Origin of the sequence: Phenylobacterium sp. (assembly GCF_044236515.1) — a bacterium.
Lineage (GTDB): Bacteria > Pseudomonadota > Alphaproteobacteria > Caulobacterales > Caulobacteraceae > Phenylobacterium.
The window spans coordinates 1-26192 of the sequence record NZ_JBIIGK010000030.1 but is presented as its reverse complement, the minus strand read 5'-3'; the positions used below and the strand labels follow the sequence as shown (position 1 = coordinate 26192).

General features: G+C 67.0%; 33 protein-coding genes, 1 tRNA gene and 1 pseudogene. 11 read left to right on the top strand and 24 right to left on the bottom strand.

The genetic code is table 11. The annotated features are described in order from the left end of the window. Nucleotides 1-205, top strand: a pseudogene (locus ACILRF_RS05320) (hypothetical protein); the annotation flags it as partial. 21 nt (nt 206-226) lie between these two features. On the opposite strand, the gene ACILRF_RS05315 reads toward ACILRF_RS05320, so the two are convergent. Together ACILRF_RS05315 and ACILRF_RS05310 are read right to left on the bottom strand one after the other, a co-directional pair. Further along, entirely contained in the window at nt 227-361 is a 135-nt protein-coding gene (locus tag ACILRF_RS05315; protein ID WP_395671234.1) for a hypothetical protein, read from the bottom strand. A 94-nt stretch (nt 362-455) separates the two neighbouring features. After that, nucleotides 456-2183, bottom strand: coding sequence for an amidohydrolase (locus ACILRF_RS05310; protein ID WP_395671233.1), 1728 nt, complete (start codon nt 2181-2183; stop codon nt 456-458). Between the two features lie 182 nt (nt 2184-2365). On the opposite strand from ACILRF_RS05310, the gene ACILRF_RS05305 reads away from it, so the two are divergent. From ACILRF_RS05305 to ACILRF_RS05295, 3 genes are all read left to right on the top strand, one after another. Then, nucleotides 2366-3082 carry a DJ-1/PfpI family protein gene (locus tag ACILRF_RS05305; protein WP_395671232.1) on the top strand — a complete coding sequence of 239 codons (717 nt, stop codon included), beginning with the start codon at nt 2366-2368 and terminating at the stop codon, nt 3080-3082. A 113-nt stretch (nt 3083-3195) separates the two neighbouring features. Further along, on the top strand, nt 3196-3615 hold the full coding sequence (locus ACILRF_RS05300; protein ID WP_395671231.1) for a hypothetical protein: 420 nt from the start codon (nt 3196-3198) through the stop codon (nt 3613-3615). A gap of 153 nt (nt 3616-3768) precedes the next feature. Next, a complete protein-coding gene (locus ACILRF_RS05295; protein ID WP_395671230.1) occupies nt 3769-4068 on the top strand; it encodes a putative quinol monooxygenase in 300 nt (99 codons plus the stop codon). Between the two features lie 115 nt (nt 4069-4183). Here ACILRF_RS05295 and ACILRF_RS05290 read toward each other — a convergent pair whose 3' ends face one another. The 4 genes from ACILRF_RS05290 to ACILRF_RS05275 all read right to left on the bottom strand — a co-directional run bounded on the left by ACILRF_RS05290 (nt 4184) and on the right by ACILRF_RS05275 (nt 6734). Further along, on the bottom strand, nt 4184-4849 hold the full coding sequence (locus ACILRF_RS05290) for a hypothetical protein (protein ID WP_395671229.1): 666 nt from the start codon (nt 4847-4849) through the stop codon (nt 4184-4186). Nucleotides 4850-5426: 577 nt separating this feature from the next. Then, on the bottom strand, nt 5427-5786 hold the full coding sequence (locus ACILRF_RS05285) for a DUF6481 family protein (RefSeq protein WP_395671228.1): 360 nt from the start codon (nt 5784-5786) through the stop codon (nt 5427-5429). A 311-nt stretch (nt 5787-6097) separates the two neighbouring features. Further along, entirely contained in the window at nt 6098-6310 is a 213-nt protein-coding gene (locus ACILRF_RS05280; RefSeq protein WP_395671227.1) for a hypothetical protein, read from the bottom strand. Nucleotides 6311-6524: 214 nt separating this feature from the next. Then, entirely contained in the window at nt 6525-6734 is a 210-nt protein-coding gene (locus ACILRF_RS05275; RefSeq protein WP_395671226.1) for a cold-shock protein, read from the bottom strand. A 442-nt stretch (nt 6735-7176) separates the two neighbouring features. On the opposite strand from ACILRF_RS05275, the gene ACILRF_RS05270 reads away from it, so the two are divergent. Further along, nucleotides 7177-7440 (top strand): hypothetical protein, encoded by a 264-nt coding sequence (locus ACILRF_RS05270; protein ID WP_395671225.1) that lies wholly within the window; start codon nt 7177-7179, stop codon nt 7438-7440. Between the two features lie 51 nt (nt 7441-7491). On the opposite strand, the gene ACILRF_RS05265 is transcribed toward ACILRF_RS05270, so the two are convergent. The 6 genes from ACILRF_RS05265 to ACILRF_RS05240 all read right to left on the bottom strand — a co-directional run bounded on the left by ACILRF_RS05265 (nt 7492) and on the right by ACILRF_RS05240 (nt 9989). Next, nucleotides 7492-7791 carry a hypothetical protein gene (locus ACILRF_RS05265; protein ID WP_395671224.1) on the bottom strand — a complete coding sequence of 100 codons (300 nt, stop codon included), beginning with the start codon at nt 7789-7791 and terminating at the stop codon, nt 7492-7494. Between the two features lie 150 nt (nt 7792-7941). Next, on the bottom strand, nt 7942-8469 hold the full coding sequence (locus tag ACILRF_RS05260) for a hypothetical protein (protein ID WP_395671223.1): 528 nt from the start codon (nt 8467-8469) through the stop codon (nt 7942-7944). Continuing rightward, a complete protein-coding gene (locus ACILRF_RS05255) occupies nt 8457-8705 on the bottom strand; it encodes a hypothetical protein (RefSeq protein ID WP_395671222.1) in 249 nt (82 codons plus the stop codon). Before ACILRF_RS05255 ends, ACILRF_RS05260 begins: the two co-directional genes overlap by 13 nt. Before the next feature lie 2 nt (nt 8706-8707). Then, nucleotides 8708-8899: a hypothetical protein gene (locus ACILRF_RS05250; RefSeq protein WP_395671221.1), complete on the bottom strand. Its 192-nt coding sequence runs from the start codon at nt 8897-8899 to the stop codon at nt 8708-8710. A 293-nt stretch (nt 8900-9192) separates the two neighbouring features. Further along, nucleotides 9193-9495, bottom strand: a complete 303-nt coding sequence (locus tag ACILRF_RS05245; RefSeq protein ID WP_395671220.1) for a hypothetical protein — start codon at nt 9493-9495, stop codon at nt 9193-9195. Nucleotides 9496-9608: 113 nt separating this feature from the next. After that, the gene (locus tag ACILRF_RS05240) at nt 9609-9989 is read right to left on the bottom strand and encodes a response regulator (RefSeq protein ID WP_395671219.1); all 381 of its coding nucleotides are present in this window, start codon (nt 9987-9989) and stop codon (nt 9609-9611) included. Nucleotides 9990-10294: 305 nt separating this feature from the next. Here ACILRF_RS05240 and ACILRF_RS05235 point away from each other — a divergent pair, with 305 nt between their 5' ends. Continuing rightward, complete coding sequence (locus tag ACILRF_RS05235) at nt 10295-10456, top strand: hypothetical protein (RefSeq protein ID WP_395671218.1); 162 nt, start codon at nt 10295-10297, stop codon at nt 10454-10456. Between the two features lie 75 nt (nt 10457-10531). Here ACILRF_RS05235 and ACILRF_RS05230 read toward each other — a convergent pair whose 3' ends face one another. The 7 genes from ACILRF_RS05230 to ACILRF_RS05200 all read right to left on the bottom strand — a co-directional run bounded on the left by ACILRF_RS05230 (nt 10532) and on the right by ACILRF_RS05200 (nt 16721). Further along, nucleotides 10532-11686 carry a tyrosine-type recombinase/integrase gene (locus ACILRF_RS05230; protein WP_395671217.1) on the bottom strand — a complete coding sequence of 385 codons (1155 nt, stop codon included), beginning with the start codon at nt 11684-11686 and terminating at the stop codon, nt 10532-10534. Between the two features lie 362 nt (nt 11687-12048). Next, nucleotides 12049-12456, bottom strand: a complete 408-nt coding sequence (locus ACILRF_RS05225) for a hypothetical protein (protein ID WP_395671216.1) — start codon at nt 12454-12456, stop codon at nt 12049-12051. Continuing rightward, nucleotides 12437-14164, bottom strand: a complete 1728-nt coding sequence (locus tag ACILRF_RS05220; protein ID WP_395671215.1) for a PriCT-2 domain-containing protein — start codon at nt 14162-14164, stop codon at nt 12437-12439. The genes ACILRF_RS05225 and ACILRF_RS05220 overlap by 20 nt, the downstream gene beginning before the upstream one ends. A gap of 388 nt (nt 14165-14552) precedes the next feature. After that, nucleotides 14553-14885 carry a hypothetical protein gene (locus tag ACILRF_RS05215; RefSeq protein WP_395671214.1) on the bottom strand — a complete coding sequence of 111 codons (333 nt, stop codon included), beginning with the start codon at nt 14883-14885 and terminating at the stop codon, nt 14553-14555. After that, a complete protein-coding gene (locus ACILRF_RS05210; RefSeq protein WP_395671213.1) occupies nt 14882-15277 on the bottom strand; it encodes a hypothetical protein in 396 nt (131 codons plus the stop codon). The genes ACILRF_RS05215 and ACILRF_RS05210 overlap by 4 nt, the downstream gene beginning before the upstream one ends. Nucleotides 15278-15377: 100 nt before the next feature. Further along, complete coding sequence (locus ACILRF_RS05205; protein ID WP_395671212.1) at nt 15378-15782, bottom strand: hypothetical protein; 405 nt, start codon at nt 15780-15782, stop codon at nt 15378-15380. A gap of 174 nt (nt 15783-15956) precedes the next feature. Next, nucleotides 15957-16721 carry a hypothetical protein gene (locus tag ACILRF_RS05200; RefSeq protein WP_395671211.1) on the bottom strand — a complete coding sequence of 255 codons (765 nt, stop codon included), beginning with the start codon at nt 16719-16721 and terminating at the stop codon, nt 15957-15959. Nucleotides 16722-16927: 206 nt separating this feature from the next. Between ACILRF_RS05200 and ACILRF_RS05195 the strand changes: the two genes are divergently transcribed. From ACILRF_RS05195 to ACILRF_RS05185, 3 genes are all read left to right on the top strand, one after another. Then, complete coding sequence (locus ACILRF_RS05195; RefSeq protein ID WP_395671210.1) at nt 16928-17200, top strand: helix-turn-helix domain-containing protein; 273 nt, start codon at nt 16928-16930, stop codon at nt 17198-17200. Nucleotides 17201-17509: 309 nt separating this feature from the next. Then, nucleotides 17510-18325, top strand: a complete 816-nt coding sequence (locus ACILRF_RS05190) for a hypothetical protein (protein WP_395671209.1) — start codon at nt 17510-17512, stop codon at nt 18323-18325. Further along, nucleotides 18322-19497, top strand: a complete 1176-nt coding sequence (locus ACILRF_RS05185; RefSeq protein WP_395671208.1) for a pentapeptide repeat-containing protein — start codon at nt 18322-18324, stop codon at nt 19495-19497. Before ACILRF_RS05190 ends, ACILRF_RS05185 begins: the two co-directional genes overlap by 4 nt. Before the next feature lie 59 nt (nt 19498-19556). On the opposite strand, the gene ACILRF_RS05180 is transcribed toward ACILRF_RS05185, so the two are convergent. After that, on the bottom strand, nt 19557-20018 hold the full coding sequence (locus tag ACILRF_RS05180; protein WP_395671207.1) for a DUF4145 domain-containing protein: 462 nt from the start codon (nt 20016-20018) through the stop codon (nt 19557-19559). Nucleotides 20019-20411: 393 nt separating this feature from the next. Next, nucleotides 20412-20487: transfer RNA gene (locus tag ACILRF_RS05175), tRNA-Thr, on the bottom strand. A gap of 174 nt (nt 20488-20661) precedes the next feature. On the opposite strand from ACILRF_RS05175, the gene ACILRF_RS05170 reads away from it, so the two are divergent. Further along, nucleotides 20662-21810, top strand: coding sequence for a phosphotriesterase (locus ACILRF_RS05170; RefSeq protein WP_395671206.1), 1149 nt, complete (start codon nt 20662-20664; stop codon nt 21808-21810). A gap of 4 nt (nt 21811-21814) precedes the next feature. Further along, complete coding sequence (locus ACILRF_RS05165; RefSeq protein ID WP_395671205.1) at nt 21815-23170, top strand: MFS transporter; 1356 nt, start codon at nt 21815-21817, stop codon at nt 23168-23170. Here ACILRF_RS05165 and ACILRF_RS05160 read toward each other — a convergent pair. From ACILRF_RS05160 to ACILRF_RS05150, 3 genes are all read right to left on the bottom strand, one after another. Continuing rightward, nucleotides 23167-24711, bottom strand: a complete 1545-nt coding sequence (locus tag ACILRF_RS05160) for a heme biosynthesis HemY N-terminal domain-containing protein (protein ID WP_395671204.1) — start codon at nt 24709-24711, stop codon at nt 23167-23169. The two genes, ACILRF_RS05165 and ACILRF_RS05160, sit on opposite strands and share 4 nt — an antisense overlap. Then, the gene (locus ACILRF_RS05155; RefSeq protein ID WP_395671203.1) at nt 24708-25565 is read right to left on the bottom strand and encodes a COG4223 family protein; all 858 of its coding nucleotides are present in this window, start codon (nt 25563-25565) and stop codon (nt 24708-24710) included. Before ACILRF_RS05155 ends, ACILRF_RS05160 begins: the two co-directional genes overlap by 4 nt. A 4-nt stretch (nt 25566-25569) precedes the next feature. Further along, the coding region (locus ACILRF_RS05150) for a uroporphyrinogen-III synthase (protein ID WP_395671202.1) at nt 25570-26192 on the bottom strand (623 nt) is incomplete at its 5' end.

Below are 26192 nucleotides of genomic sequence, written 5' to 3'. Positions count from 1 at the left end.
CGAAGCCGAATACCAGTTCGCGAACTCGCCGCTGTCGGCCTTCGCCGGCTACCAGCGCACCGACTTCAACGACTTCGACCTGGAGTCGGACACCTTCCGCGTCGGCGTGCGCTTCACCTTCGGCGGCACCACCCTGCGCGGCCGTGACGCGGCGGGCGCCCAGCTCGGCAGCATCACGAAGCTGTTCGGCGGCCTGGCCAACTAAGCCTGACCGAGGCGCTCGCGGCTATTCGGCCGCGAGCGTCTTTTCGGCCTCTGCCGGGTCGGCGCAGGCAAGAAGCTTTCCGGCGACGTTCAGCAGGTCGCCGATGATCTCGGGCAGCTCGGCCCTGGACGCCAGATCATAGGTCGCTTCGGCCATCTCGCGGCAATGCGAGGCGCAGTTCGAACACGTCGTCGACATGGATCTCCCCCGGTCGACCGCCGGTATACCCGGCGGCCGCGCTCCGCAAGGCTCAGGCCGCGCGCTCGTATACAACCTTGCCGCCGACGATCGTCATGTCGACCTTGGTGGTCAGCAGCTTCTCCGGCGGGCCGGCGATCGGGTCGGTGTCGAGGACGATCATGTCGGCGAGCTTGCCGACCTCCAGCGTGCCCTTGGTCTTCTCTTCCCAGGTCAGCCAGGCGCCATTGGCGGTGTACATCCGGATCGCCTCCTGGATGGTCACGGCCTCCTCGGCGCCATGGACGCGGCCGGACGGGCCCTTGCGAGTGACCGCCGCATAAAGGCCGACCAGCGGGCCGATCGGCAGATTGTCGGAGCTGAAGGCGGTGAAGATGCCGAACTTCTTGGCCGGCGTGGCGATCGAGTTGTTGTGCGCCAGCCGCCAGTCGTCGAGCGTCGCCTCGTAGCGGCCCTCGAGGTTGTAGAGGAAGTTCGGCTGCTGCGAGATTGCGATCTTGTCCTGCGCCATCTTCTGCATGGTCGCGTCGGGCGGCATGATCGTGAAGTGGTCGAGGAACCAGCGGTGGTCGCCGCCCTTGGCCGCGGTCGGCATCTTGCGCAGGGTGTTCGAGTAGGCGTTGACGGTCTGGACGATGGCCGCGTCGCCGATGGCGTGCAGGCCCATCTGCCAGCCGAGCGAGCCGCAGGTGTCGACGATCTCCTGCAGCTCGGCGTCGGTGAACCGGCCCTTGCCGCGGAAGCCGGGCTGGCCCTTGTAGTCGGCGAGGGTCCAGGCCGTCGGGCCGGTGAAGCCGCCGTCGACGGCGGTCTCGCCGATGGCGCCGATGCGCACCCGATCGTCGCCGTGGCCGCTCTTGAACGGGAAGGCCTTGAGCCGTTCGGCGCCCGGGTAGCTGATGTACATGGCCATGCGCGGCAGGTCGGCGCCATGCTCGCGGTAGACGTCCTGAGCGCGTTTCCAGGTCAGGTTCGGGCCAGGCTTGTCGACGCCGCCCTTGCCGACCGGCTCGTCGTCGATCGTGCCGGAGGCCTCGTAGACGCTGGTGATGCCGAGGACGAGCTGGTCCTTCAGGGTCTGGACGAAGCCGGCGCGCAGCGCGTCCCAGGTGTCGTCGGGAATCTGGTCGCCATAGAGCGAGTTGTTCTCGCGGATGATGCCGTTCGGCTCCCCGTCGGGGCCCTTCTCGATCAGGGCGCCGTGCGGGTCGGGCGTCTGGCGGGTGATGTTCGCGGCCTTCAGCGCCAGGGTGTTGCCGACGATGGAGTGGCCGCCGGCCCGGACCAGGGCGACCGGATTGTTCGGCGCCGCGGCGTCGAGGTCGACCTTGGTCGGATTGCGCTTCTCGGCCAGCAGGGCCTCGTCCCAGGCCCGGCCGGTGACCCACTCGCCGGGGCCGAGCTGTTCGGCCTTGGCCTTGATGCGGGCCTTCAGGTCCTCGATGGACGTCACGCCCTTCATGTCGATGTCGCGCGGCGACGGCGGGCGCAGGTGGACGTGGGTGTCGTTGAAGCCGGGCATCAGGGTCCGGCCCTTGAGGTCGACGGTCCGCGCCGCCTTGTAGGTCTTGGCCAGATCCTCGCCGCCGACGGCCAGCACCTTGCCGTCCTTCACGGCAATGGCCGAATGGACGGTGAAGTTGGGATCGACGGAAAGAACCTTGCCGTTGTGCAGCACCAGGTCGGCCGCCTCGCCGCCGCCCAGCTTGTCGCAGGCGCTGGCCGCCACGGCCGTCAGCGCGATGGACCCGAACAGATAGCCACGTCGTGTGAAGCTCATGTCGTCCCTCCCGAGGATCGTTTGAGGCGACCTTGCCAGCCCTTCCGGCGTCCCGCCAGTCCGTTGAGCGACGTTCGTCGAACGCGCTCGGGCGGTGGTGACGGATCGGCCCCGCCGCGGCGGGGATTTCACCTCCCTTTCGCGCGAAGCCGGGCCTAGGCTCGGGGATGGGAGGCTCCCTCATGCGCAAAACCACGACCGGCCCCACCCTCTCGCGGCGCGGGGCGCTGCTGCTGGCTGCCGGCGCGGCGGCGCCCGCCGCGGCCCAGACCCCTCCGGCCCCCCGCGCCGAACCCCCAAAACCCAAGAAGCTGGGCATCGTCCTCTTCCCCCGCTTCGAGACGCTGGACGTCTTCGGGCCGGTCGAGATGTGGGGCCGGCTTCGCGAGTACGAGCTGGTCACGGTGTCCGAGCATGGCGGGCCCGTCGTGTCGTCGCAGGGTGTGGAGACGGTGGCCCGCTACGCCTTCGCGACCGCCCCCCGGCTGGACATTCTGATGGTCCCGGGCGGCGTCGGCGTCCGGACCCAGGTCGGCAATCCGGTCATGCTGGATTTCCTGCGCCGCCAGGATCGGCAGTCCGAGTGGACGATGTCGGTCTGCACCGGGGCGGCGCTGCTGGCCAGGGCCGGCCTGCTCGACGGACGCAAGGCGACGACCAACAAGCGCTCCTATCCCTGGGTCATCACCCAGTCGGACGCCGTCCGGTGGCAGGGCCGCGCCCGGTGGGTCGAGGACGGCAAGTACATCACCTCGTCCGGCGTCTCGGCCGGAACCGACATGGCGCTGAGCCTGGTGGAGCGGCTGGACGGCCGCGCCGCCGCCGAGGAGATGGCCGACTACGCCGAGTACGTCTGGAACAGCGACCCGCACAACGACCCGTTCGCGATCGGCGGGTGAAATCCGGCCGGTCAGGTTCTGTGGCCCAAGGTTCTGTGGGAGCGGCTGTCACGACATCGCCCTGAATGGCCGTGTAGGGGGAACCTCCTCCCCAACCTGCACACTAGAGCCTCATGACCCTTCGTACCGCGCTCCTCGCCGCCCTCGCCTCCCTCAGCCTTGCCTGCCTCAGCCTCGCCGCGTGCGGCGCCCAGGACGGCGCCGCCTCGTCCGCCGCCGGCGGCGACAAGTACGCCGGTCTCGACGGACAGATCGAGACCTGGCGCAACGACATCCGTCAGACCCACAAGCTGTGCGCCGGCGCGACCTGCCAGGACTTCCAGGTCGCCTGCAAGGGCGAGCGCGAGCTGACGGCGGACGATGCGGCCAAGGGCGTCACCGCCCGCCTGGTCTCGGCCATGACCTTCAACGCCCAGGGCCAGGCCGAAGGCGACCTCAAGCCCGGCTCCTCGTTCGTCGAGTTCACCAAGACCGGCGGAGCCTGGACCCGCGCCGACACCGAACCGGTCAACCTGACCACCTGCGCCGCCTAGGCCCGAGCCGCGGAGGCGCCGGAGCGCGACATCCGCGATGCGCCAGACCGGATGCCAAGAAGCGCGGCTGTTGGAGCCGCCGCTCAGCGGATTGCCGCCGGTGTGCCCTTTCCCACAGATTGCCGCCGGAAATCCTCCGCGTATCTTCAGGCCATGATCCTGATCGTTGGCTCCATCCGACTGCCCCCGGAGAACCTAGACGCCGCTCGCCCCGTGATGAGCCGGATGGTATCGGCCAGTCGCGCCGAGGACGGATGCGAGGAATATTCCTACGCCGAGGACGTACTGGAACCCGGCCTGATCCGCGTGGCGGAACGGTGGAAAGACCAGGCCGCCCTGGATCGTCATTTCAAGACGCAACACATTGCAGAGTGGCGCTCTGCTTGGCCGAGCCTGGGGATTGGGGACCGCAAGCTCGTCGCCTACACCGTGGAGCACTCGCAATCGACTTAGGCCACTGGGTGGTCGAGAATCCACCCCGTTGCAGGCGCCGCTTCCTTCTCAAACGCCGCCGCTAATGGCCAAGCTTCTCCTTTTACCCGGGGACCCCTCGGTTGACCCTCGCCAGCTACGCTTCTCCGTCGAAGTCCGGATCGGAGGCGGTGACGATCAAGGAGCAGCCGGTCTCGTGGTGCGCGACAAAATCACCCTGCTCGCCGCTCAGCATAGACAAGAAATCGCCCGCAATGGCGGTGCGATCCGCCAGCCGCAGGCTGCCTTCGAGCACCAGTAGCTCGTCGAGAGGGAGCAGAGCGCCAAGCGGAAGGCGGGCAGCCGGAGCCAGGCGAATTTCGGCCGCGAGTTCGCCTAGCCCAGAATGTTCGGGCAGGATGAGGATCTCTCCGCCGGTAGCCAGGCGTAGCCACTCGCCGGGCGTGCGCCCCTCGATGACGTCGCCACGAACCAATTCGACCGGTTCCACGAGGTCACGGCATCGCTCGCACTGCACCGCATGACGTGAGATCAGCAGTGCACTCCCCGGTGAGCAATTGCCGATGAGGTAATCGGACAGCTGCGCAACGTCCGAGTGGTGCGTGGGCGAAATTACGGCGCCGGCGCCGATCCTCGTATCTCGTCCGGTCCGAATGCTTCGCCGCCACATGATCTTTTCGAGAGCCCGCCAGTCCCCCACAATGGACGGGCAGTAGGAGACCGCAGCCTCCGCGTCACCTAAATCGATCTGTAAGTGGCGCTTACGGGCGGCGCTGGCCTGGAACAGGTGCTCGCAGGTCAACCGCGGCACACCCAGCTTAGACCCAGCGGCTAAGCGGCGAGGCGATCGCTACGCTTATCGCACCGAAACAAGCTGCGAGAAGGGTGGTGCCGCCAGGGTGACTCGAACACCCGACCTACGCATTACGAAATTTAGTCAGGGCGGCGGCAAAAACTGTTTAGCCGCATCGGCTTAGGTTAAAACGGAGGCTTGGACGTCGCCACAACCCAGCGTCTTCCCAGATGCGCCGTAGCGATCATTTCCGGCGTTTCCTAGCTAACGCGCTCTCGCGTGGGAACGGTGAGACATTCGACCTGCGCCATACCTGCGGGGCCCAAGCATCCACCGCCGGCGTTCCTGCACCTGCAGCATGCGAACGTCTGCTCTGGGACACGAACCCAACGCCCGCTTTCGACCCTGAGGGGACGTTCCGGAGGTTCGCTCCTCGAGGAGCGGATTCCTACTCGGGTCCATCACTGCCGCCGCGGGCCGCTTCTTCATCTCATCGCTCGCGCGAGCAGCGTCGTCACCTGGCGCTCTGCAGCCGTCCGGTCTATGGGCCGCTGTGGTAGGTCGGCTGGCGCGCCTGTCCCTTCCCTCAGCCCCGCGCCTTGCGCGCCGCGTACTTTGCATCGCGCTTGGCCTTTGCTTCCGCCGCAGTTAGCGCCTTGCGCTCCTTGCGGGCGCCTCGCTTCAAGGCCAGCGCCTGAGCCTCTGCCGTGGCCTGGGCTAGTAGCTGTTCGGCCACAGCATCCGCCGCTGCCTGCCTTTTCGCGGCTCTGACCGTGGCGCGTTCGGCGCGCACTCCGGCGAGACGTGCTTTGCGCATCCCCTCTCGCTCGTGGTGAAGCGGATCCGTTTGGGTCGGCCTCGGCTGCAACCTGTCGAGGAGTGATCGCCGGGCGTCCGCAGCGCTCTTCAGCCGATCGGCGTAGCCGACGTTGTACTGGTTCTTCATTAGGTTCTCCCGCGGTCGGCTCGGCCGATCACGCGCCGGGCAGAGCAATGGCTAAGCGCACGGGGGCGTCCCTACGCGCCGGCGGCTGGCTTGAGGTGAAGGATCGGACGAGTTGTGGCGCCCTTTAGCGGGGACGCCGCAGGTCGGTTTCCAACGATCCCGAGGGCCGCGCGAGGGCGCGGCCGGATGACTTTGGTGAAAGACATTTAGCTCCGTGGTGTTGTGGGGCCCGTACCGCTCGGACATATGCTACTGAGCTTGGCAGTCTGTGCTCCCGCGCCACGGCGAGCTGGGCGTGCCCTGAGCGTTCTTCAGAAGACCGTCGTCGAAACGCCCCATACGACACGGTTGATGTGTTCGGCCAAGCGCTCGGCCTCGGCGGGGTCGACACCTGGGCGGAGGTCGAGCGTAAACAGGGAGTTGCTGTAGGACGAGACGGCGCCATCGCTCGGCTCGAAGGCGAGGTAGGGTGCGCCGTTGGCCTTCAGCTGTACGGTGCAGCGATGCTGCTGGTCCGGACTCATTGCAGGATGCTCCGATCGCCCTCGCCGCTCCGCGACTGCAGCCGCCGAAGTGCGTCCGACGCCTCCGCCCGTGAGGCCTCCCTGACGCGCGGCCGGCGGACCACCGTTTCACCGGTCCAGCGGTCGAACACCGTCCAACCAGCTGCGTCTCGCCTCAGGTCGAATTGCTGGGCCATTAGGGTGGCCGTGGCGCTCAGCGTCACGGCCCACCGCGCTAGGCCGCTTGAAGCTGACCCGCCGAGGTCTTGCCGCTGCGGCTGTCGCGCTCCAGCTCGAACCCGAGCTTTTGACCCTCCTGCAGCGACGTCATCCCCGCGCGTTCGACGGCGGAGATGTGCACGAACACGTCCGCGCCGCCATTCTCAGGCTGGATGAAGCCAAAGCCCTTTTGGCCGTTGAACCACTTCACAGTACCGGTTTGCATAAGCTTGTCCCTTTCGGACATGAGTTCTCACGCTCGGAATGAGCGAGGAGATCAAATTTTCGAAGAGGGTCGGATGTTTTTCCGGGCACTGAGCAGAGCTCTTGCTCGGAAGATAGGCGAACCAGCGCGAGTATTTGATAGCAATGATCATGGCACGCTCTGCGACCACCGTCCACATATATTTTCAAATAAACCCCACGGCCCTGATGACCTCCGCATGGTAAGAGTGACAAATGCGAGAAACACTTACACGTGAAATCATCAGCGTTGGAAGGCAGGGCGGGATTTGGTCCGCCACCGACGGCGGAGAGTCGTTCGGGCACTCGACTGATAAGGAGGTCGCCAGGGCCGCGGCGCTTCGTCGGGCGCGAGACCTGTTTGACAAAGGCCGAGCCTGCGAGGTGCGGGTGTTCGGCGAAACGAGCCGGTGGGGAGAATAGAGATGCGTGAACGTCAGCCGCAGAAGGCGTCCGCGCAGTCACCGGATAACCGCTTCCGCGCAGCGATCGGGAATGCGCTCGCCAATGGAGCCTCCCTGGACCAGATGACGCTGCGCCTCACGTTGCGGGACGCGAGCCTGCTCGCACGGGACCGCATGACACCGGTCGAGGACATTGGCTATCGCGACAGCGTGATGCACTTCCTGGGAGTCAAGGTTGAGGCCGGTGGCGTGCCGACCAGCACGTTAGACCTTGGCAGCGCCTGAATGCGCCCACTGAGGGCATGGTGGGTTCAGCGAAAGCTTAGCCGCAAGACATCAATCGTCGGCATCCGCGGCGGGGTCCTTGCTCATCTCTTCGTCGGCCGTGTTTTCGGTGATGCTCACCTGGGGTTTTGGCAGCGTCGCTAGCCTCAAGCCGGTGTGACCTTCTTCAGGACCAAGCGAGGCTAGGTACGCGGCTCCTTCCGGCGTGATGTCCCATCCCTGTTGACTTCGCTGCGCCAGGCCGAGCTCGGTCAAACGGCGCGCGTCCGCGATGTTCACGAAGGCGGTGAGCGTCCCAGCCTTCTTCTCCGCGAGATTGCGCAGCGCGGCCGTCTCACTTGCCGTCAACATGTCGGGACTCCAGTTCTCTGCGTGACCGTTCGCACAGCCACCCCAAGATCGATGTAGCCGCCGGGACGTAGCTGCCAACGATGGGGAGAACCTGCGCAGAGGATCTTCCCAGCTTCCCCGCCTAGGCGTCCTGCTTGACCACCGGGAGCCTCAGGCCTTGGGTCGGGCAGAAGGCTTGGCCGCGACTCGTAGTGCAGGCTCAAGGTACGATCGGCTGGCCGCCGGCGGTCTCGCCTTCGGTTGCTTGGGCTTGCGCACTTCCGGTTCGTTCTCTTCTTCCCCTTGGCCATCGGCGTCCTCCTTGGCCAGCTGCCGGTCCCGCGTATCGAAAGCAAAGCTGAGCAGCACGTCGTCCGGGCGAGCACCCCGGGTCGACGGGTTGCAGAATCCGATCAGAAGCCGATCCGGCGTGTCCTCTTCGGGCGAGGCGCGGTCATCCGCCCAGCCCTGCGCGTTGTGATGGCGCGACTGGATCTCCAGGCGGCAATCCACATCCTGCGCCGGTATGTCGATCCGCTGGTGCAGGTCGCGCCCGCCGATCCACGACCCAAAGGTCAGCCGGGCCGGGCCGCCAGCCGCCGGCAGCACGGACACGTTCCAGCGATGCAGGTCGCGGTCGGCGCGCCCGGTAATCGTAAGACGGACGCTAGCGCCGGCAGGCAAGCCTAGCTCTGGCATGGGAAGGGCTCCGCAGGTTGAAGGCCGACCGCCGGCACGGCGCGAACGGGCGCGTTGGCCATCCTCTCGCGCGCATGGGCGCTGCGCCGATCCTCGAAGGTGGCGAGCTCGAACCAGGCCGATGCGGCCGCTTGGTGTCTGCGCCGCACCTCGAGCAAAGTGCTGGCGTCGGCGTGGGCGAGCGCTTGCTGCGCCTTCGCCCGGTAGTCGGCGCCTCGGATGTCGCTTGCGAGCATGACTACTGTCCTCCGCTGAGAGGGTTCGGAGGCCGGGCAGCGGTGCGGCCATGCAGGCGTTCGACGATCTGACGGAAGCGCTCGACCTCCGCCTGCAACGCCGCGACGTCCCCTTGCAGCTGCGCGTTCCGCTGGCGCAGGTAGGCGTTCTCCCGGACGAGGTCCGTAGCCGTCGCCGTCATAGCGACCGCCATCCACCAATCAGCGAGAACAGACTAGGGAGCAGCAGCGCAGCCAGGCCGCAGGACGCGGACGGCACAAATAGAACGGACATGAATGTCTCGAAATCGCGCCGCGTCGGAGATGATCGACCGCTTGGCTTTTCGGCACAGGACCGACGGCGCTACCAACAGATGGTGCGCCGGAGTGCTGATTACAAGGCTCAGGCGGCGAAGGACGGGCGCGCGGACCATTCTGCTCGACTAGGGCAGACAAGGCCCCCTTTCCACCCTCTGCTGACACTGAGAACGTCTGCTACCGCCACGCCCTACAACGTGTCGTCGTCGTCCGCCGACCGCGCGTCCCATACCGAGGCGTCACCGCGCACGACCCGTACGTCTTCCACGCCCGGATCCGACTCGCCCTCGCCGCGCTCCTGCGCGGCGCTTTGCATCTGCGGCGGCAGAGGGCCGGCAGGCCGCTCAGTGAACCGCGCCGTGGCGATATGGCCGGCGTCGGGCTCGAAGTGCATTTCCTCTCGGCGGCTGCCGTGCGCCACCTCGGCCTTGTCGTCGCTGCTCTCGGCGAGGGGCAGGCCGCCCTGGGTGTTGAACTCGCGTCCTTGGGTCATGCTGTTCTCCGCGGACAGGAAGCGGCGGGAGCCAGACCCGGTTCCGCGTCCCGCCTACTCTCCTGCACGCCAGATTCCAGCGCGCGCACCTCGATCGGTGCTGCGCACATCACTCAGACGCCGCTAAGGGGGCGGTCCTGCATCTCAGCCAGGGCCACCACGATCTGAGCATTAGCGAACGGCTTCGGCACCATGACGCTGTGCGGTACGCCATGAGAGCTCCAGTCATGCATGCTGTCGCCACTCACGTACACGATGGGCAGGTTTGGGTGCTTCTCCCTAGCGGCTCGGGCAATCTCCCACCCCTGGGGTCCAGCTCCGAGGTTGATGTCGGTCACCATCCCCGCGAGGCCGCTCTCCTGCTCGATAATGGAGACCGCGGCCCTGGCATCTTCGACGCTGATGACCCTATAGCCCGCCTCCTCCAGGGCTTCCCGGATCAGGTCTTGTACGAGAACCTCGTCCTCCACGAGTAGCACTGGCAGCTCGTTCATAGGCCGCTCATATCGCGCGCCGCAGCAACGACAGCGGAGCGCGGCTGCTCCATAGATGGGCGTCGCGAAGGGGAAGGGAGCAAAGCTGCTAGTCCGGGCCTGAAGCCGGAGCACGAACAGCACCGTGCCGAACGTAGTCGTCCGGCCGGTGGATGAGATCACCCATAGAGCATGCAGGATCCGACGGCAATAACATGTGTAACCTCGGGGAGCGCCGGCGCTCATGACCGGCGTTCGGGGTCGTGAGGATCGAGAGCTAGGTCCGCTCACCACCCGTAGGCGACCTTTGGAATGTCGCCTTTCGGATGCAGGGCACCATGGTCGAGCGGCTTCAGCCCGACAGCAACGAAGATGAGGCGTTTGAGGAGCTGGTCGGCGAGCTTGACCCGGCGCCCGAGGCCGAACGGTTGCGTAGAGCCTTGGGCATGGACCCTGAGCGGGGTTCGCGCGATCTGCCCGACCAGTGACACCAAAAAAAATAGAGAGAGGACCCTCACCTTCGTGCCGGTTTGATGCCAGCACGAGGTGAGGGTTCAGTGGTGTCAGGCGACCTTCTGCTTCGCCGCGCCAGCCTCGACCGCCGCCAGCAGGGTGTCGTTCGCAAGGTGCGAGTATCGCTGCGTGGACTGATAGCTGGCGTGACCCAGCACCTTTCCGACAGCGAACAGGTCGACGCCGTTGTTGACCATGAACGAGGCCGCTGAGTGCCGCAGATCGTGGATCCGCAGGCCGGGCAGCCTGGCCACCTTAATCGCGTGCTGCCACCCGTGCTTGATGGACACGAAGGGTTTGCGCGTCTTGGGGTTCGGCACCAACCAGGGGCAGTCCTCGAACCGCGGCAGCTTTTCCACGATCGCCACGGCAGCCGTCGACAGCGGCACGTGTCGCGACTTGCCGGTCTTACTCATGGGGATGAGCCAGACGCGCCGTTCGACATCGACGTGCTCCCATCGGGCGTCGAGAAGCTCGCGCACCCGAGCGCCCGTCAGGAGCAGCAGTCCCACGATGTGCTGCAGCTGCGGGTTCTGGGACGCCGCCACGGCCTTCTTTAGCCGGGCGGCTTCATCCGCTGTCAGGAAGCGTTCCCGAGCGTTGTTCAGAGGCTTTCGGGGAACGCCACGCGTCGGGTTCTTGTCGGAGCCTGGCACGTCCCAACGAGAGCCCAGCTCGAACGATCGGCCGAAGATGACCCTGATCTTTTCGACCGTAGCCGGGGCCAGGCCTTCGGCGCGCTTTTCGGCGAGCCACTGGGCGACAGCGCGGCTGTCGATGTCCGATAGCCGCACCTTGCCCCATTTCGGGAGTATGTGCCGGCGGATGTACATGGCGTTGGTCTTGAACGACCGCAGGTGCAGCTTGTCGTGGTCAAGGTGCATCTGCGCCAGATCGCGGTAGAGCGGCACGGACTTGGCGAGCGCCTTCTCCGCGCCCGGGTCGCCGCCCAGCACAATCTCGGACCGAAGCTTCTCCGCCGCCTTTCTCGCGTCGGAAAACTTGATGTCCTGATAGCGGCCGATCTTGTGCTGCTTCTGGCGTCCGGCTTGGTCCTCGTAGCGGAGGTAGTAGGTTTTACCGCCGGTGCAGCGGCATTCCAGTACGAAGCCGGTGATCGTCGCGTCGTAGTAGTCGGTCTTCTTGCGGCCCGGCTCGCACTGAGCGGTGGATGCGAACGCGTGGTCGAGTTTGGCTTTAGGCATGATGTCTCCTTTCAGGATTGGCGAGGGCGCGGGAGGGCAGCACGCAGACCGGCTGGCATCCCGAGACGCCCGGGAGGGGGGATGGATGGGGTGGGTACCGGGCGGCCCGGCGAGGGCCGTCACCGATCGCCGGCGGGGCAGCGTTGGGGTGCCGACTGGCAGGGGCGGCGACGCCGGAGCCGGCTCGACCTCGCCCAGCGCACCGTTCCGTCGGTTTCCCTAAGGGGCGGTGTGGTGGACTGCTGGCCAAACCCGGTGCCGGAGACGGTCCGCGCCCACGCGATCAGCGCACCGTTCCGAGCTCCCCCTGGGGGGCGGCGCGGTGAACTGCTGGCCTGCGGAGCGCCGGCCCTGGGCGGACCCTACCCGTCGCTAGCCGGAGGACTGGCGGTTGAACCCTCATGCAGCCTGTAGACCTGCGCCCCACGCGGGCCGTTGGTCCAGCACCACAGATGCTTGAGCGGGTCGTCCCCGTTGTGCCGATCGATCATCTCGAAGGCCCGCACCCGGCTGATCCGCGTTCGTGCCATAAGCTCGTGGGCGAGTTTCGTCTTGGTGCAGATGCCCTCGGTGATACAAGACTTGATCACTTCGATGATCGACGCCTGTGAAGTCGCCTCGACGCCCGCCCTCGGTTTTGGCACGCGATCGGCCTCAACCTCCCGGACCGACAGGAGGATGTCGGCGTACGAGAGACTCCGGTCGAGCGTGTAAGCGTATGTGGCGCTCAGGGCGTTGTTGCCGCGTGGCTTAATGTTCCTGAAGGTCACCACGCACTCGTTGGTGTCGGCGCGCTCTTCGTCTTGATCGATAACGTAAGCGCAGTCGGCGTCGTCTCTTATGTCGGTTACCCCAGCGTAGATCGACTGCCCGTTCTCGTCTGGTTTCTTGTTCGTGTGAGCGAGGCCAATGACGGTGCCCCCTTTCATGACGAACCGACGGACGGTGGCCATGAACAAGCTGCAGTCTCGCTTGTCCATAACGTTCACAAACTTCTACGGTATCCAAGATAATGATCGTGTTTTTGGCGGAGCCGTCCTGAGCCATGCGGTCAAGTAGCTCCAGCAGTAGGCCAACTTTAAAGCCGAGATACCCCTCCACAATCAGGTGGAACCCGTACTCGTCTGCGAGTTCTTGTTTTGCAATTAGATTTCTCGGGTTGTCGTCCATGTTGAAGTAGTACGTTTTCCTGCCCGATATCCTTCCGAGCCTGAGACTCTTGAGCAGCAGGAAGAGAGTAATGAGCGTCTTCCCGGTACCGGGGGCGGCGAAAAAGAACGTCGCCTGTCCGAGCAACGCCAGTGCACCCAGCACGTAAACGTTGGCGACCAAGGCGGTGAGCAGCAGCTCCGAGCGCCCTTGCAATGAGTACCTGTCGAGGGGCGTACTCTCCTCGTCCGGCATTCCCTCGCCCTGACCCTCAGGATCAATGGTTTCGGTTTCAACCGTCGCGAAGGCGTCGTCCATGATCTGCGCCACGTCGCCGCCGCTGTCCTTGGCCATTTTGATCAGCGTGCCGATCGTCACAGGCTCCGCTACATCGCCGGAGAAGGACCTCCACTTGCGCTCCAGATCGCGCCGACCCGGGTAGTCGTGTCCCCGCGCACTCCAGCCGTCCGCCAAGTCCAGACCAGCGTTGCTGCCCTGGGTCTCGTGGTAGATGGCCATCAGGATCCGGAGCCAGTCGTCGTAGCCGCAGTTCGGGCTGATGTGATGGAGCAGGGCCTGCACCTTTGCGAGGTGAGCACCGCCGGCGTACACTTCCGGCGCCTCTCGCTCAGCCCCCGGCCGAGGCGGTGATCGTCCGTTGTGGGCGAAGACGGCGTCGACGAAGCCCTGATCGACTTCGGTAAGCCCACTCGCATTCGAAATGTTGCAGCGCTTCACCTTCCTGACGCCGCTAGGCGGCAAGTTGACCATGCTGCGGCAAGCCTTCACGTCGATGCGCTCCGGATGTCGCTTTCCGTCGTGCGAGTCCGACCTGATGAAGACGCCTTCGCCCAAGGTGAAGTAGTGGTGCTCGCCACGCTGGGTCTCGACGATCAACAAGGGCGGCGCGCAATGCCGCCGCTCAAGCTCCTTCAGCGCTGCTGTCGCCTCTGGAGAATCCGTATCGAGGACCAGCTGACGCTCGCCGATGATGGACCCAACGTCATCGGCTGGGCGCCGCCCCCAATGCTCCCGCACCGCCTCCTCACTGAGGCGATCAAGCCAAGGGTCCCAAGGAACGGCGGCCTTCTTCATCCCCGGCGGTCTGGGGATGACCTGCAGGCCGAATTGAAGCCAGCCAAGCGCGGCCTCCAGGCGGCTCTTGGAAGCCCAGGCTGCCCATTCCTGGGCCCGCTCGGTGACAGCGAGTGTAGGGGGCGGTGGGACAGAGGCCGGCCGCTGCTCCTCAGGCGGTACGGCTGCGCCGGGGGGGCGCTTGGGAGGCGGAACGGGTTTCCGCGGACTACTAGGTAGATTCGTGTTGGGCATGCGCCCTCCTCCACAACGAGCCCGACGGCTCTGTTGTCCGAGTGAGGTGCCATCACTTGCGGCAAGGCGCGGGGAACGTGACCGGCTCGGAATACCGGCTGTTCCATGCCAGGGAGGCGAACTTCCCTCGCGATTTTCCGAACATCGTTCGGCGACCAGGACAGGGACTGTCCAGATGTCGGGCCGAGATGTGGCAGACCGGATCGGGACGGTCAACATGCCGGTGCAATGGTTGAGGTTGCGACTGCTTCGGGGACGTTGATGCGGCGGCGACCTTCCGCCTTCAGCCCCCCTGACGATCATGGAGCAAAGGCGAATCGCACAACCATCGCTCTGTAGGTACGAAGCCGAGGAGCCCCGGATATAGGGTCCTCGGCTCGTTCCAACCTCAGCGGTCGCCGCCGCCGTCCGTCAGATACAGCTGACTGCGCCGCTTGCCCCATGTTCCGATCAGGAGCGGTCGGCGCCTCGACCTCAGCCAAGCCCCCGCGAGCAACACCACTATCCCGACCACGCCGAGAGTGACGAAGAAGGCTGTGGGCCACAGGCTCGCGGCTCCGAACACTGCCGCGACACCCAAGGCTGCAATTGTCTGAGGCAGTCGGGTGACGAGACAGACGAGTAGCGCAAGGCCGAGCGCGACCAGGAGACCGGTCAACGCCACCTTGAGGATCGCGAGGAGGAGGACGCCAGCCAGGATCAATATCAGCGCCTTTTTCACCGGTGCCTCCGGTCTTCCTCAGAGGCGAAGTGCGAGAGGCACAGGTAGTGGATCCCCAGCTCGGTCGCTGGGCCGTTCTCCACGAAGATGAAGGTGCGAACATCGCCGTTGCGCACGTAGGCGATCTCGAACCAGAAGCCGTGATCCTCAATCGACTGGTAGCTCGGCTCCTCGGCTTCTTCCCCCGTGATGGCGAAGCCGAGCTCATCATTGATCACCTCAGGGGTGTCGCCCCCTTCGACGACGACGAACCTGATGTCGTCGCCAAAGGGACGCTTCCGCTCGGCATCGAGTTGGCGTGCACGACGGCCGATCAGCGTGCGCAGGTCTGGGTCTAGGTCGGAGTTCTCCAGGGCCGCTTGGACAGCGGCGCGGTTGGGCAGCGAGAGCACGTTTGGGCTCCTTTCTGGCAAGAAAAAAGCCCCCACGACGGTGTCGCGAGAGCTCGGGCCGGGTTGGTTGGAGAGCCGCTCAGCGCGCGGCATCGGGGTTCTAAGTTTCTGTTTTGTTCTCTAGCGGCATCTGCCGGTCCGCCACCATCAGGCAGTTAAAGCGCAGGACGGAGTTGGTGTCAGGGTGATCCGCCACGAAGACGATCATGCCGAAATCGTCGGTAAGGACGTAGGCGAGTTCGAACCAGGCGCCGTGATCTTCCATCCACTCGAAGCCCGGCTGCTCTGCTTGATCGTAGGTGATGGGGAAGCCCACGACCGCATTGATGACCTCAGGCTTGTCGCCCGGTTGGACGATCACAAACCGGATGGTGTCATCGAGCGGACGTTCGCGCTCGACATCGAGCTGCCAGGCGCGGAGGCCGATCAGAGCGCGCAGCTCAGCGTCGAGTTGGTGGTTGGTCAGGACGGCAGTGATCGACTCCCGAGTTGAGATCGAGATCATCGCTAGGCTCCTTTCTGGACAAAGAAAAAGCCCCCGCGACGGTGGTCGCGAGGGCTCGGGTTGGGTCGGTGTTCGCGCGCCGGCGAGGGCGCTAGTGAAGGTGTTTAAGTCGATGCTTCCAAAGGTGCTTCATCTCAGGATGGCCACGGGATCAGGTGAGGGGCGATTCAGCAGCTAGTCTCCGACGAAGTCGCTGAACTCATATTCCTTCACCGAGCGAACGGAGCAGTCGTCCGGCGCGATAAGGGCCGTGACCGCGCTGGTTCGGAGCGCGCCAAAGCCGTTCTCCGCCCTGTATTCCATTACGATCATGGGAATGCTGGTCATCGTGGTGGCGCCCTTAAGCCTCATCTCGGTGTGGACGTGCTCAAAGGAGCGAGGGTTATGAAGCGAGCTTTTCACCTCCCGAACGAGCGCCGGAACCTGCCCACGCCAGTTGATGCAGCCTTGAACCTTCTCCTGGGCAGTAGCGATGTATAGGGCAAGCTCCCTCACCTCAGCCTCATCCTTCTGACGCTTCTGTTCTAGCCGGGCTTGTTCCGCCTTTTTCCGCTCGCGCTCCCGCTTCGCCGCGGCAGCTTTAGCCTCCTCTTTCGCACGGAGTGCACCAGCCTCAGCTTTTGCTTTCGCCTCAAGGGCCGCCTGTGGAGTGCGCTTGTAGGCAGCATCCGCACTGGACTGCAGCGAGCCCAACGCGAGGACAGCAGGTAGGCCCAAAAGATAGATGGCTACCCTCAAGCGGTTCCGAAGGCGGAGGAACACAGGGGGCGCCAACAGGGCCGCGACAACGGCCAGGCCCAAATTGGAGAGCCAGACTAGCGTCACATCGACACCGGCCTTGTAGTACTTGATGGCTAGGTCAATCGCGAAATAGACCAATAGCAAAAAGAAGGCGAACACAACCCATTGAGCGATGATGGCAACACCATTCACCGCCATGCGCAGAAATCTTTTCACAATATCCCCCAGTTCACAGCTTAACGACTCAGGAAGTTATCTTCCTCATCATATAAGATGCTCATTTCTCCGCGCTCTCTGCTGCAAGATCCTTTGCCTACAATCGAAACCAATCGACGCCCTCTGGTCGGCTAAGACCCTGCCGATCCTCTGGCGAGTATTATAATGCGTCGCATCAAAATGCACGGATGGTGTCCATCCTCTGGATGGATATTCGCCAGCTGTTTGGCCGAAACCTTCGGCGGCTACGATCCGACGCCGGGCTGACTCAGGCGTCGCTTGCGGAACGAATGGGCGTCGATCGGGCGCACGTGAGCAGTATGGAGCGGGGGCTCCAGAACGTTACCCTTCTGACGCTGTGGGAGGCCTCTCAGGCTATCGGCGTCTCGCCCGCGAGCTTACTTGGGGACGAGCCTCAGCTTCGGACCGGGCTCAATCAGCGAAGCAACACCAAGTTCTGACGTAGATCGCTCCGCGTTCCCCGACAGCTTTCGGCCAGCTAGCGTGCAACTAGCGCCAGAGCGGACACTGAGCTCGAGCCGACAACCATACCCTCGATGGGACGATCACTGCTCCTGTGGCTGTAGCACTCCTAGCCTCCGACCCCTCGCCCACACGCCAGTAAACCTTGCGCTGCCGACTGCCGACCTACGTCCGGATTTGTCGCGACGCGACGAGATGCCAGTCGCCTGGCAGCGACTCAAGGCATGCTTAGGGCAATGACGCACACGCCCCCCTCGTCAAGGAAGAACAGGCTAATTCCCGGGTGGATGGGTCGCCCTAAGCCGGCCGTTCCGTCGGAGCAGGAAATCCTGCGGCTGGTACGCACGCTTCGCTCGACCACATCGCTCTGCCGATTTGAGGCCGCCCGCGGCAACGAGGGCTTCACAGGCTCCTTCAGCTTTAACCCGGTCGAGCATCGTTCGTCGGCCTCAGACTTCATTGAGATTGCGCTGCGTACGGCGAGCTTCACGTTCTCGCCGGCCGATCCCAAGGGTTGGAGTTGGGGCGAGGCGTTGAAGGAGCTCGTCCACGTCACTGCCACCGAGACCACGGTCAAGGAGGGCCACCAGGAGAACGCGACCCAGGGCGCCACCGCCGCCTCCAAGAGCGAGTTGAGCGGCGAAGTTGGTGTTAAGCTGCCCCTCGTTGGCCAAGTTAAGGCTGGTGCCCGGCAGACCGCCGAGTTCGGGCGCTCAGCCGCGCGAACGGTGGGGCGTGCAATCGAGGCTACCCGGGTGATCACCCGCCGCTGGGCTGAGATTCACCGCCGGGGTGACGACTTCGAACTTAGGCTCGGCTCGCCGGGCGGCGAAGACCTCGTCCGCCTCAACGCGGATATGGATCGGATCGGCGTCCTGCAGTCGGACGAGCCCTCATCCGCCGATCTGGAGTCGATCTCTGTGACCATGCGGCTCCAGTACAAGGGGCCGCTGGACCACGCCCTGCGGTTTAGGGAGGCTAGTGGCAGCTGGTCTCGGCTGGTTGATACTCGCGCTAAGCAGGCGGTGGCCGAACTGATGTTCGCGAAGTTCGTCAGGCCCGCCCACAAGCCGCTCCGCCTGTGGCCGAGGAGGCCTGTATGACGAGCGCCTCCGAAGCGGTGTTCGCCTCGCAGGTCCGCGCTTTGGCCGGCGCCGACAACCCCACCTTCGCCGACGCAGTTCGGCTGTCAGGCCTCGATCCGAGATATGACTTCCGTCACGCCGATCTCTCCGGGGTCGATCTGCGGGGCCAAGATCTCAGCGCGTTCGACCTTTCGCACGCCGTGCTCGACTATGCGCGCGTATTGGGCACGCGGTTCAACCGGACGGTCTCCCGCAAGCAACTCCGCCGAGCAATCCGCACGGCGCGGGCGATGGCGGTTTTGGTGGGCGAACACCTGCTGGACGATGAGGCGTTAATCGCCCAGCGGCTCGGCGTCGAGGTTTACGTCCCCCGCGGCCTGAACGAAGCCCTCCGGCGCTCCGAGAGAGACCGTGAGCGCCGCCTGCAGCGTACCGGCGCATTTATCGGTGACAACTCCGACCTTGTGCGCCGGCGTCTTGCCCAGGCCATGAAGGTGGCCACGCCCGCGCACGGCGTGTCCTTTGTAATCGCCGAGCCGGAGACCGACTTCGACTTTGATGCGCTGGGTGCAGTGACGAACGCGCTAGAGCGGCGGTCTCTTCGGCCATTCGTGTTCCTTCTGCCTCATCTCATGGCGACGGAGGCGAGCGGCTTGGGTGTGGTTCGCGCGCGCGTCAGGGGCTTCAACGCCGACAACCTGATCAACTTCGCGGCGCCCGAAGTGGACCGGTCTCAGGGCCAAGTCCGCAATCCCGCCCGACTCGCCCAACAGTCCTTGGCCGACCTCGCGAAGACCCTCGACTTCCTGCTCGCTCTGTCGGCCGCGACGATGGTCTTCCGAACCGGCGGACTTCGCGGACGCATCCTGCACGAGGAGGGTCATCCATGGCTGGTGCGTGGCGCCCGCCGGGGACACGAGAACCTTGCAACAACGATCATCAGGGCAGTCGAAGAGGCGCAGCCGCGCGGTGGATACGGCCACCTCAGACGCGGAGTGTTGCTGCGAGAGGATGTCATGGATCCGGACCTACCGACCCGTATCGCCGGCGGGTTCGGCGCGCGAGCGGCCGCGGTCGAAGTGGGCACATTCCCCCGTCGCGAAGACGACGACTTCCACTTCTATGCCCTGTCCGGCCCCCCGCGGAGCAACGTCTGGCGGGCGTTCGCTAGCAGGGGCTATAGCAACTGACTGACACGTAAAATGAAGTTGTCCCCTCCCCGAGACGGGCCGCGAAGCCTCGCAGCGGGTTAGGGCGTAGCTTCCTGTGCAGCTTGGATCCCTCGCTCGATCTTGGCGGTGAGGACGAACAAGAACTGTCCCAACGCCTCCGCGAATTCCACCGACTGCCGCGCCTCGTCATGCGTGACATGAGGCTCTTCGTCGTCCGCATGACGAGGCCGGTTCGACCCGAGCCGCACTTCATGAGCCCAATTGGCCATCCCCTGGGTAAGCATGTTCTTGGTCACGGCCTCATCGATGCGAGCGTAGAGTGACCCTTCACGTAGCCCGAGATGCTTTAGCATGGCGTCTACAGCGCTCCCCGCCAGCATGGCTGCGGCGTCCGGTGCATGCAGCGTCTCGTACGCCTGTTGAAGGTACCGGCGCGGTCTTTCAGGAAGGTCCTCATGGGCTTCGGGAGGGGACGGGTATAGCGCGATGGCCGTTGGCGCGCCGGTGTTGTTCTCGGCCGGGCTACCCTGGGCAGCCACCACTGAGCCACAGGTTGTGCAAACGTAAGCTGCCCAGCGGCCCATCGGGCCGCCGTCTGCACGTGAGGTCGGCTGGTCTGACCTCCAGACGCGGTTGAGGGTCGGATTGGCCACGGCGCAATGTGGGCACCGCGCCACTCCGATGAGCTGGTCTGTTAGTCTCATGCACCAATTGGAACCGCACCAGGCACGTTGGGCAAGCTCTCACGTCGCTGCGGGGCTGGCTGATCGAAAGCGCCTCCTTCGAGCGGACCTCCTGGACATCCGCTACTATGCGTCCGCAACTGGTGAGAGGCCGATTCCTTGCGGAAGGCACACCCAGCTGGGACCCACCGTGCAACCACGTGGAGGGCTTGTCGGGCCGGGAACGTCGCGCTTGCCTGCCGGAAGGGGTGGTGCCGCCAGGGTGACTCGAACACCCGACCTACGCATTACGAATGCGCCGCTCTACCGGCTGAGCTATGGCGGCCCAGGAGGCGGCGGGAGGGCCCGTCGCCTGGGAGGCGCCTATTTAGCGGCTCTCGGTCCGCTCGCCAAGCGCCGCGCGCTCACCAAGTGAACCCCCGGCGCGCCGGGGGGCTTTGCTGAAGCCGGCAATGGTTCGTGCAGCAAAACATCTCGCGGTTGAAGTAACCCCGAACGAGTGATCTACGTGCGCCAAGGTCGCCGGCAAGGCCGACCGCAGCCCTCTCGAAAAAAGGGCGCGCGCCATCGGCGCACATCAGGGTGGAACGGAGCCGTCGGTGAGCCAGGACAGTACGCAGCGTGGCGGATTCAGACGGTCACGGGCCTGATCGAGCCAGGCGAGCTCGGCCCCACGCTGATGCACGAGCACCTGCTGATCGACATCCGGCCGCCGCCGATGCGCATGGCCATGGCGGTCGAGGACGAAGAGCCCGTCCAGGCCTGCGACTGTTTCAAGCTGACCTGGGGCCAGAAGTCGCTGGCCAGCAACCGGCGGCTGGACCAGCCGGACATCATCCTGGCCGAGCTCTCGGAAATGCACGCGGCCGGCGGCCGGGCGCTGGTCGAGCTGACGGTCGGCGGTCTGCGTCCTGACCCGAACGGGCTGGCGGCGCTGTCGCAGAAATCCGGCGTCCACGTGGTGATGGGCTGCGGCCACTATGTCGAGGCCTATCAGGACGAGGCGAACGCCAACCGCAGCGCCGACGATTTCGCCCGTGAGATGATCGAGCAGCTGACCGTCGGCGCCTGGGGCACCGAGGTGAAGGCCGGGATCATCGGCGAGATCGGCTGCCAGGCGCCGTGGACGCCGCAGGAGCGGCGGGTCATGCAGGGCGCGCTGACGGCCCAGGCCGAGACCGGCGCGGCGGTGAACGCCCACCCGGGCCGTTCGCCGGACCAGCCGTTCGAACTGGCCGCCTATGTGCGCGAGTTCGGAGCGCCGGCCGATCGGTTCATCATCAGCCACCTCGACCGGACCTTCAGCGATCTCGACCAGTACCTGCGCCTGGCGGACACCGGCGTCGTCATCGAACTCGACCTCTTCGGGCTTGAGGTCACCAACTATTATCTCAACCCGGACATCGACCTGCCCAACGACGGGGCGCGGCTGAAGCTGATCCGCGGGATGATCGAGCGCGGCCACCTGGAGCGCATCGTCATCAGCCACGACATCTGCACCCGCAACCGGCTCTGCCATTACGGCGGCCACGGCTATCAGCACATCTTCGCCAACATCGTGCCGCTGATGCTGCGGCGCGGCTTCGACCAGGCCGAGATCGACGCCCTGCTGGTCGGCAATCCCGCCCGGCTGCTGACGTTCCGGTAGGCCGATGAGCGAGACCCAGACCGCAAGCCGGGCCTCGGCGCCGGCGCTGGAGGCCGGCGCGCCGCTGCAGGCGTGGCTGCTCGCCCTGTTCCTGACCGCCTGCTACACCCTGTCGCTGATCGACCGCTTCATCCTGGCCTACGTCGCCGAGCCGATGAAGCTCGAGCTTGGCCTCAGCGACTTCCAGGTCGGGCTGATCCAGGGCTTCGCCTTTTCGATCACCTATGCCGTCGTGGGCCTGCCGCTCGGCTGGGCGGTCGACCGGTTCTCGCGCACCAAGCTGATCGCCGGGGCCGTCGCGTTCTGGAGCGTGATGACGATGCTGTGCGGCACGGCCCGCGGCTTCGTCAGCCTGATCGCGGCGCGGATCGGGGTGGGCGGCGGGGAGGCGGTGCTGACCCCGGCCTCCTATTCGATCATGGCCGACGCCTTCCCGCGCCGGCAGCTGCCGGTCGCCTCGACGCTCTATTCGCTGGGCCCGACGTTCGCCACGGCGCTGGCCGCGGCCCTGTCGGGCGCGGTGCTGACGGCGGCCGGGACCGACGGGCAGATCACCCTGCCGCTGTTCGGGGCGGTGTCGGGCTGGCGGGCGGTGTTGATCACCGCCGGCGCGCCGGGGCTGCTGCTGGCGCTGGTCGCCTTCTTCTGGCGCGACCCCTCGCGGACGAAGAAGGTGGCGGCGGCGGAGGCCGGCAGCCTGGTCGGCTTCATGCGCCAGCACGCCGGGACCCACGTGACCTTCATGTTCGTCGGCATGCTGCCGGTTCTCGGCGGCTATGCGCTGAGCGCCTGGAACCCGGTGGTGCTGAAGCGCGAATTCGGCTGGAGCCCGGCCGAGGTCGGCGCGGCGCTGGGGACCGTCGGCCTGGTGTGCGGCCTGGCGGGCAGCCTGATCGGCGGGGCGGCGCTGACCTGGTGCATGCGCAAGAACCGGCCCGAATACGTGCTGATGGTCGGCGCCACGGCCCAGGCGGTGCTGGCGTTCTGCGGCCTGACGGCGCCGTTCGCCCAGTCCGGGGGCCAGTTCGTGGCCCTGGTCGCCCTGGCGGCGGTGACGACGCCGCTGATGTTCATGCTGGGCCCGACGTTCCTGCAGCTGATCACCCCGCGCGAGTTGCGCGGTCGGGCGACGGCCCTGTCGCTGTTCGTCAAGATCGGCATCGGCGCCGGGGCAGGCCCGGCCCTGGTCGGGGCGGTGAACACCTTCGTCTTCGCCGAACGGGAAGTGGCGCTGTCGCTGGGCTGCGTGATCGGCGCGGCCGGGCTGATCGGGGCCGTCGCCTTCGTGCTGCTGGTGCGGCCGATCGGCAACTACCTGCGCCACGCGCCGCACATGCAGCCGGAGGCGCTGGGCCGTTAGGTCGACTTGCCGGCGCGGGAGGCGCCGGCGAGGCGTCTCCGCGGCTGGGCGGCGCGCGGGCTGGGGGGCGTCGGGGCCGGCGGCGGCTCGTCGTCCGGCAGCGGGTCGGCGTCGAGCGGATAGAGCACCGGCGGCAGTCCGTCCGCCCCAAGGAAGGCGGCGGAGTCGGCGTAGGACAGCGGCAATTCCGGCAGCTCCGGCAGGCCGCGCTCGCGGCGCTCGTGGCGCGGGTGGATCAGCTCGCCCGTCTCCGCGAAGGTCGCCACCAGCCGGGCCCAATCGGAGGCGTGATAGGCGAAGGCGCGTCCCTCCGGATCGAGGTCGGACCAGTCCGGCTCGGGCGGGGCGCTCATGCCGCGGGCCATCCAGACGCGGGCCTCGTCCGGCCGGCCTCCGGCGTAGGCGACGCGGGCCATCAGGCCGGCGATGCGGGCCGTGACCGGCTGGCCGTCGAGGGCCCGGGCGGCTTCGGCGGCGAGGTCGACCCCCCCGGTGTTCGGGCGGCCGGCGATCAGCGCCTGCTCGACATTGAGGATCAGGCTTTCGCGGTGGGCAGGATTGTGCGCGGCGAGGTCCAGCAGGCGCTGGGCGCGCGCCTTCGGCGTCTCGTCGGTCCGCAGGTCGCGCCAGGCGAGGAACAGGGCCGGGTGCGGGGCGGCCTTCCAGGCGGCTTCGATGGTCGCGGCGGCGCGGGCGGTCTTGCCTTCCTTGGCCAACAGGCGGGCGGCCATCACGACGCCGGGGGCGAAGCCCGGCTGCAGCTTGGCGGCCTCGACGGCGCAGTCGAGGGCCTGGGCGCGGGCCTTGGGCTCGGCGGCGTGTTCCAGCCGGGCGGCCTTGGCGGCCAGCAGGGCGGCGCGGGCGCGGTCGGCGACCAGGGGGCTGACCACCTTGCGGTCGAGGGCGCTGCGGACCAGAGCCAGGGCGGCGTCCCAGTCGCCGGCTTCCAACCGCGCTTCGAGCAGGGCGCGCCAGGCCCATCTGGCGGTGCGGGCGAGACCGAACGCCGCTTCGGCGTGGGTAAGGGCCGCCTCGCGGTCGCCCTGGGCGAGGGCGAGCTGCATTAGACCCTTGTGGGCCGCGAGGCGCATTTCCGGCGCATCGAGCATGGCGCCGTAGGCCAGGCGGGCGGCGGCGGGATCGCCGGCGGCCTCGGCCGCCTGGGCGGCGAGGATGCGGGTCAGGGCGGGGGAATCCGGGGCGAGGTCGGCGGCCTTGCCGGCCAGCCGGCGGGCCTCCGAGCCGTCGCCGGCCGCGGCGGCGAGGAAGCCGCGGGCCAGCACCTCGTCGGCCTGACGGCGGCGGGCGACGGCGCGGGCGCGTTCGGCGCGTTCAGGCGCCTCGAGGATCCAGATCAGGGTCCGCCAGATCAGCACGGCGACGAGGGCCCCGAGCCCGGCGATCAGGACAGCCGCCGCAGCCGTGGTGTCGGCGCGCCAGCCGAGCCAAGTCAGGCTGGCGCGGCCGGGATCGCCGGTCAGGGCGAGGACGGCGACGGCGGCGGCCAGGACCAGAAAGACGACGAGGGCGGTGCGGATCATGCGGCGGGCTCGGCGCTGTCGCGCGCCTGGCGCAGGGCGCGCATGGCCCGGGCCCGCAGGGCGGCGGCGCGGCGGTCGATCTCGGCCCGGCGCTCGGCCCCGGCGCGCCAGGGCGCCATCGCCTCGCGGGCCGGCTCCGGCAGGCGGTCGAGGGTGCGCAGGGCGGCGGGCAGGTCGCCGTCGGCGATCAGCCGCTCGGCGCGGGCCAGGCGGGCGTCGGGACCGTCGCCGGTCGTCTCGGCGACCCGACGGACGGAGATGATCCGCGACACGGCGTGGGCGATACGCGCCGACAGCGCCGCCCCCTCCCCCGGCGCACGGGCGGCGGCGGCGGCGCGGGCGGCGTAGTCGGGGAAGCTGGCGGCCAGGGCGGCGCGGGTCGGGGCCCCGGTCTGGGACAGCGGGATCAGCCCGGCGAGCTCCGGCGCGTCAGGGGCGACCTCGCGCAGGGCCGCGAGATCCTCGGCGAAGGGCGCGGAGCCTTGCGTCGCCTCGATCAGGGCGGCGGCGGCCAGGGCGGCCGAGGCGGCCGCGCGCCAGGCCTTTTCCTGGTCTTCGAGGGCGGCGACGCGGGCGTTGAGGCGGGCGACGTCGCCGGAGGCGTCCGGCGCCGGCTCGACGGCGTCGGCGGTCGGGGTCGGGGCGAGGGCGTCGGCGGCGGTGGAATGGAAGAGCCCGGCCCCGGCGGGCTCGGGCCGGGCGGCCAGCATCCGCGGCGCGAGGATGGTCGCCGCGACGCCGAGCGCCGCGCACAGCGCCCCAACGGCGGCCAGCCGCCAGGCGTCGGCGCGGCCACGCCGGCGGTAGCGGGCCGGGTCCTTCGGCGGTTCGAGCGCAGGCGGAACGGCGGTCATCGAGTCAGGGCTGGCGGTCGATGAGATTGAGCAGGGCGCCCTCCAGCGGCATCGGCGGATAGGCGCGGGCGGCGAGCGGCGTGCGGGCCAGGGGCTTGATCACCGCCTTTGAGAGGCCGAGCGCCCGCAGCTGCCGGGCCGGCCGGCCCTTCAACAGCCGGGCCAGGGCCTGGGCGCCGCGCGGCGAATGCAGCAGGGCGACGTCAGCGGTCTTCAGGCGCTCGACCTCCTCATCGCTCAGGGCCACCGGGGCGGTTTCGTAGAGGACGAGGCGGCGAGCCTCGACGCCGAGCCGCTCCAGGGCCCCAGAGAGGTCGCCGGCCGGCTCGGCGGCCCCAGGATGCAGCACGACGCCGCGCAGCTCGTTGCGTCGCGCGCCGATCCCCTCGGCCAGGGCGTCGACGTCGCCGTCGGCCGACAGCACGGTGCGGAAGCCGACGCCGCGGGCCGCTTGGGCCGTGGCGGCGCCGACAGCGAACACCTTCAGCGTCCGCTCCGGACTCTTGTCGGCGAAGGCGCGGACGCCGTTGGCGCTGGTGAAGGCCAGGGCGACGACGCCGTCGAGGTCGATGCGTACGTCGTCCAGAGGCTGCATGGCCAGGAGCGGGGCGACCAGGGCCTCGTGGC

Coding starts and splice junctions, on each gene's coding strand:
- ACILRF_RS05315 (WP_395671234.1), bottom strand. CDS start 361: ATGGCCGAAGCGACCTATGATCTGGCGTCCAGGGCCGAGCTGCCCGAG.
- ACILRF_RS05310 (WP_395671233.1), bottom strand. CDS start 2,183: ATGAGCTTCACACGACGTGGCTATCTGTTCGGGTCCATCGCGCTGACG.
- ACILRF_RS05305 (WP_395671232.1), top strand. CDS start 2,366: ATGCGCAAAACCACGACCGGCCCCACCCTCTCGCGGCGCGGGGCGCTG.
- ACILRF_RS05300 (WP_395671231.1), top strand. CDS start 3,196: ATGACCCTTCGTACCGCGCTCCTCGCCGCCCTCGCCTCCCTCAGCCTT.
- ACILRF_RS05295 (WP_395671230.1), top strand. CDS start 3,769: ATGATCCTGATCGTTGGCTCCATCCGACTGCCCCCGGAGAACCTAGAC.
- ACILRF_RS05285 (WP_395671228.1), bottom strand. CDS start 5,786: ATGAAGAACCAGTACAACGTCGGCTACGCCGATCGGCTGAAGAGCGCT.
- ACILRF_RS05280 (WP_395671227.1), bottom strand. CDS start 6,310: ATGAGTCCGGACCAGCAGCATCGCTGCACCGTACAGCTGAAGGCCAAC.
- ACILRF_RS05275 (WP_395671226.1), bottom strand. CDS start 6,734: ATGCAAACCGGTACTGTGAAGTGGTTCAACGGCCAAAAGGGCTTTGGC.
- ACILRF_RS05270 (WP_395671225.1), top strand. CDS start 7,177: ATGCGTGAACGTCAGCCGCAGAAGGCGTCCGCGCAGTCACCGGATAAC.
- ACILRF_RS05265 (WP_395671224.1), bottom strand. CDS start 7,791: ATGTTGACGGCAAGTGAGACGGCCGCGCTGCGCAATCTCGCGGAGAAG.
- ACILRF_RS05260 (WP_395671223.1), bottom strand. CDS start 8,469: ATGCCAGAGCTAGGCTTGCCTGCCGGCGCTAGCGTCCGTCTTACGATT.
- ACILRF_RS05255 (WP_395671222.1), bottom strand. CDS start 8,705: ATGCTCGCAAGCGACATCCGAGGCGCCGACTACCGGGCGAAGGCGCAG.
- ACILRF_RS05250 (WP_395671221.1), bottom strand. CDS start 8,899: ATGGCGGTCGCTATGACGGCGACGGCTACGGACCTCGTCCGGGAGAAC.
- ACILRF_RS05245 (WP_395671220.1), bottom strand. CDS start 9,495: ATGACCCAAGGACGCGAGTTCAACACCCAGGGCGGCCTGCCCCTCGCC.
- ACILRF_RS05240 (WP_395671219.1), bottom strand. CDS start 9,989: ATGAACGAGCTGCCAGTGCTACTCGTGGAGGACGAGGTTCTCGTACAA.
- ACILRF_RS05235 (WP_395671218.1), top strand. CDS start 10,295: ATGCAGGGCACCATGGTCGAGCGGCTTCAGCCCGACAGCAACGAAGAT.
- ACILRF_RS05230 (WP_395671217.1), bottom strand. CDS start 11,686: ATGCCTAAAGCCAAACTCGACCACGCGTTCGCATCCACCGCTCAGTGC.
- ACILRF_RS05220 (WP_395671215.1), bottom strand. CDS start 14,164: ATGCCCAACACGAATCTACCTAGTAGTCCGCGGAAACCCGTTCCGCCT.
- ACILRF_RS05205 (WP_395671212.1), bottom strand. CDS start 15,782: ATGATCTCGATCTCAACTCGGGAGTCGATCACTGCCGTCCTGACCAAC.
- ACILRF_RS05200 (WP_395671211.1), bottom strand. CDS start 16,721: ATGGCGGTGAATGGTGTTGCCATCATCGCTCAATGGGTTGTGTTCGCC.
- ACILRF_RS05195 (WP_395671210.1), top strand. CDS start 16,928: ATGGTGTCCATCCTCTGGATGGATATTCGCCAGCTGTTTGGCCGAAAC.
- ACILRF_RS05190 (WP_395671209.1), top strand. CDS start 17,510: ATGGGTCGCCCTAAGCCGGCCGTTCCGTCGGAGCAGGAAATCCTGCGG.
- ACILRF_RS05185 (WP_395671208.1), top strand. CDS start 18,322: ATGACGAGCGCCTCCGAAGCGGTGTTCGCCTCGCAGGTCCGCGCTTTG.
- ACILRF_RS05165 (WP_395671205.1), top strand. CDS start 21,815: ATGAGCGAGACCCAGACCGCAAGCCGGGCCTCGGCGCCGGCGCTGGAG.
- ACILRF_RS05160 (WP_395671204.1), bottom strand. CDS start 24,711: ATGATCCGCACCGCCCTCGTCGTCTTTCTGGTCCTGGCCGCCGCCGTC.
- ACILRF_RS05155 (WP_395671203.1), bottom strand. CDS start 25,565: ATGACCGCCGTTCCGCCTGCGCTCGAACCGCCGAAGGACCCGGCCCGC.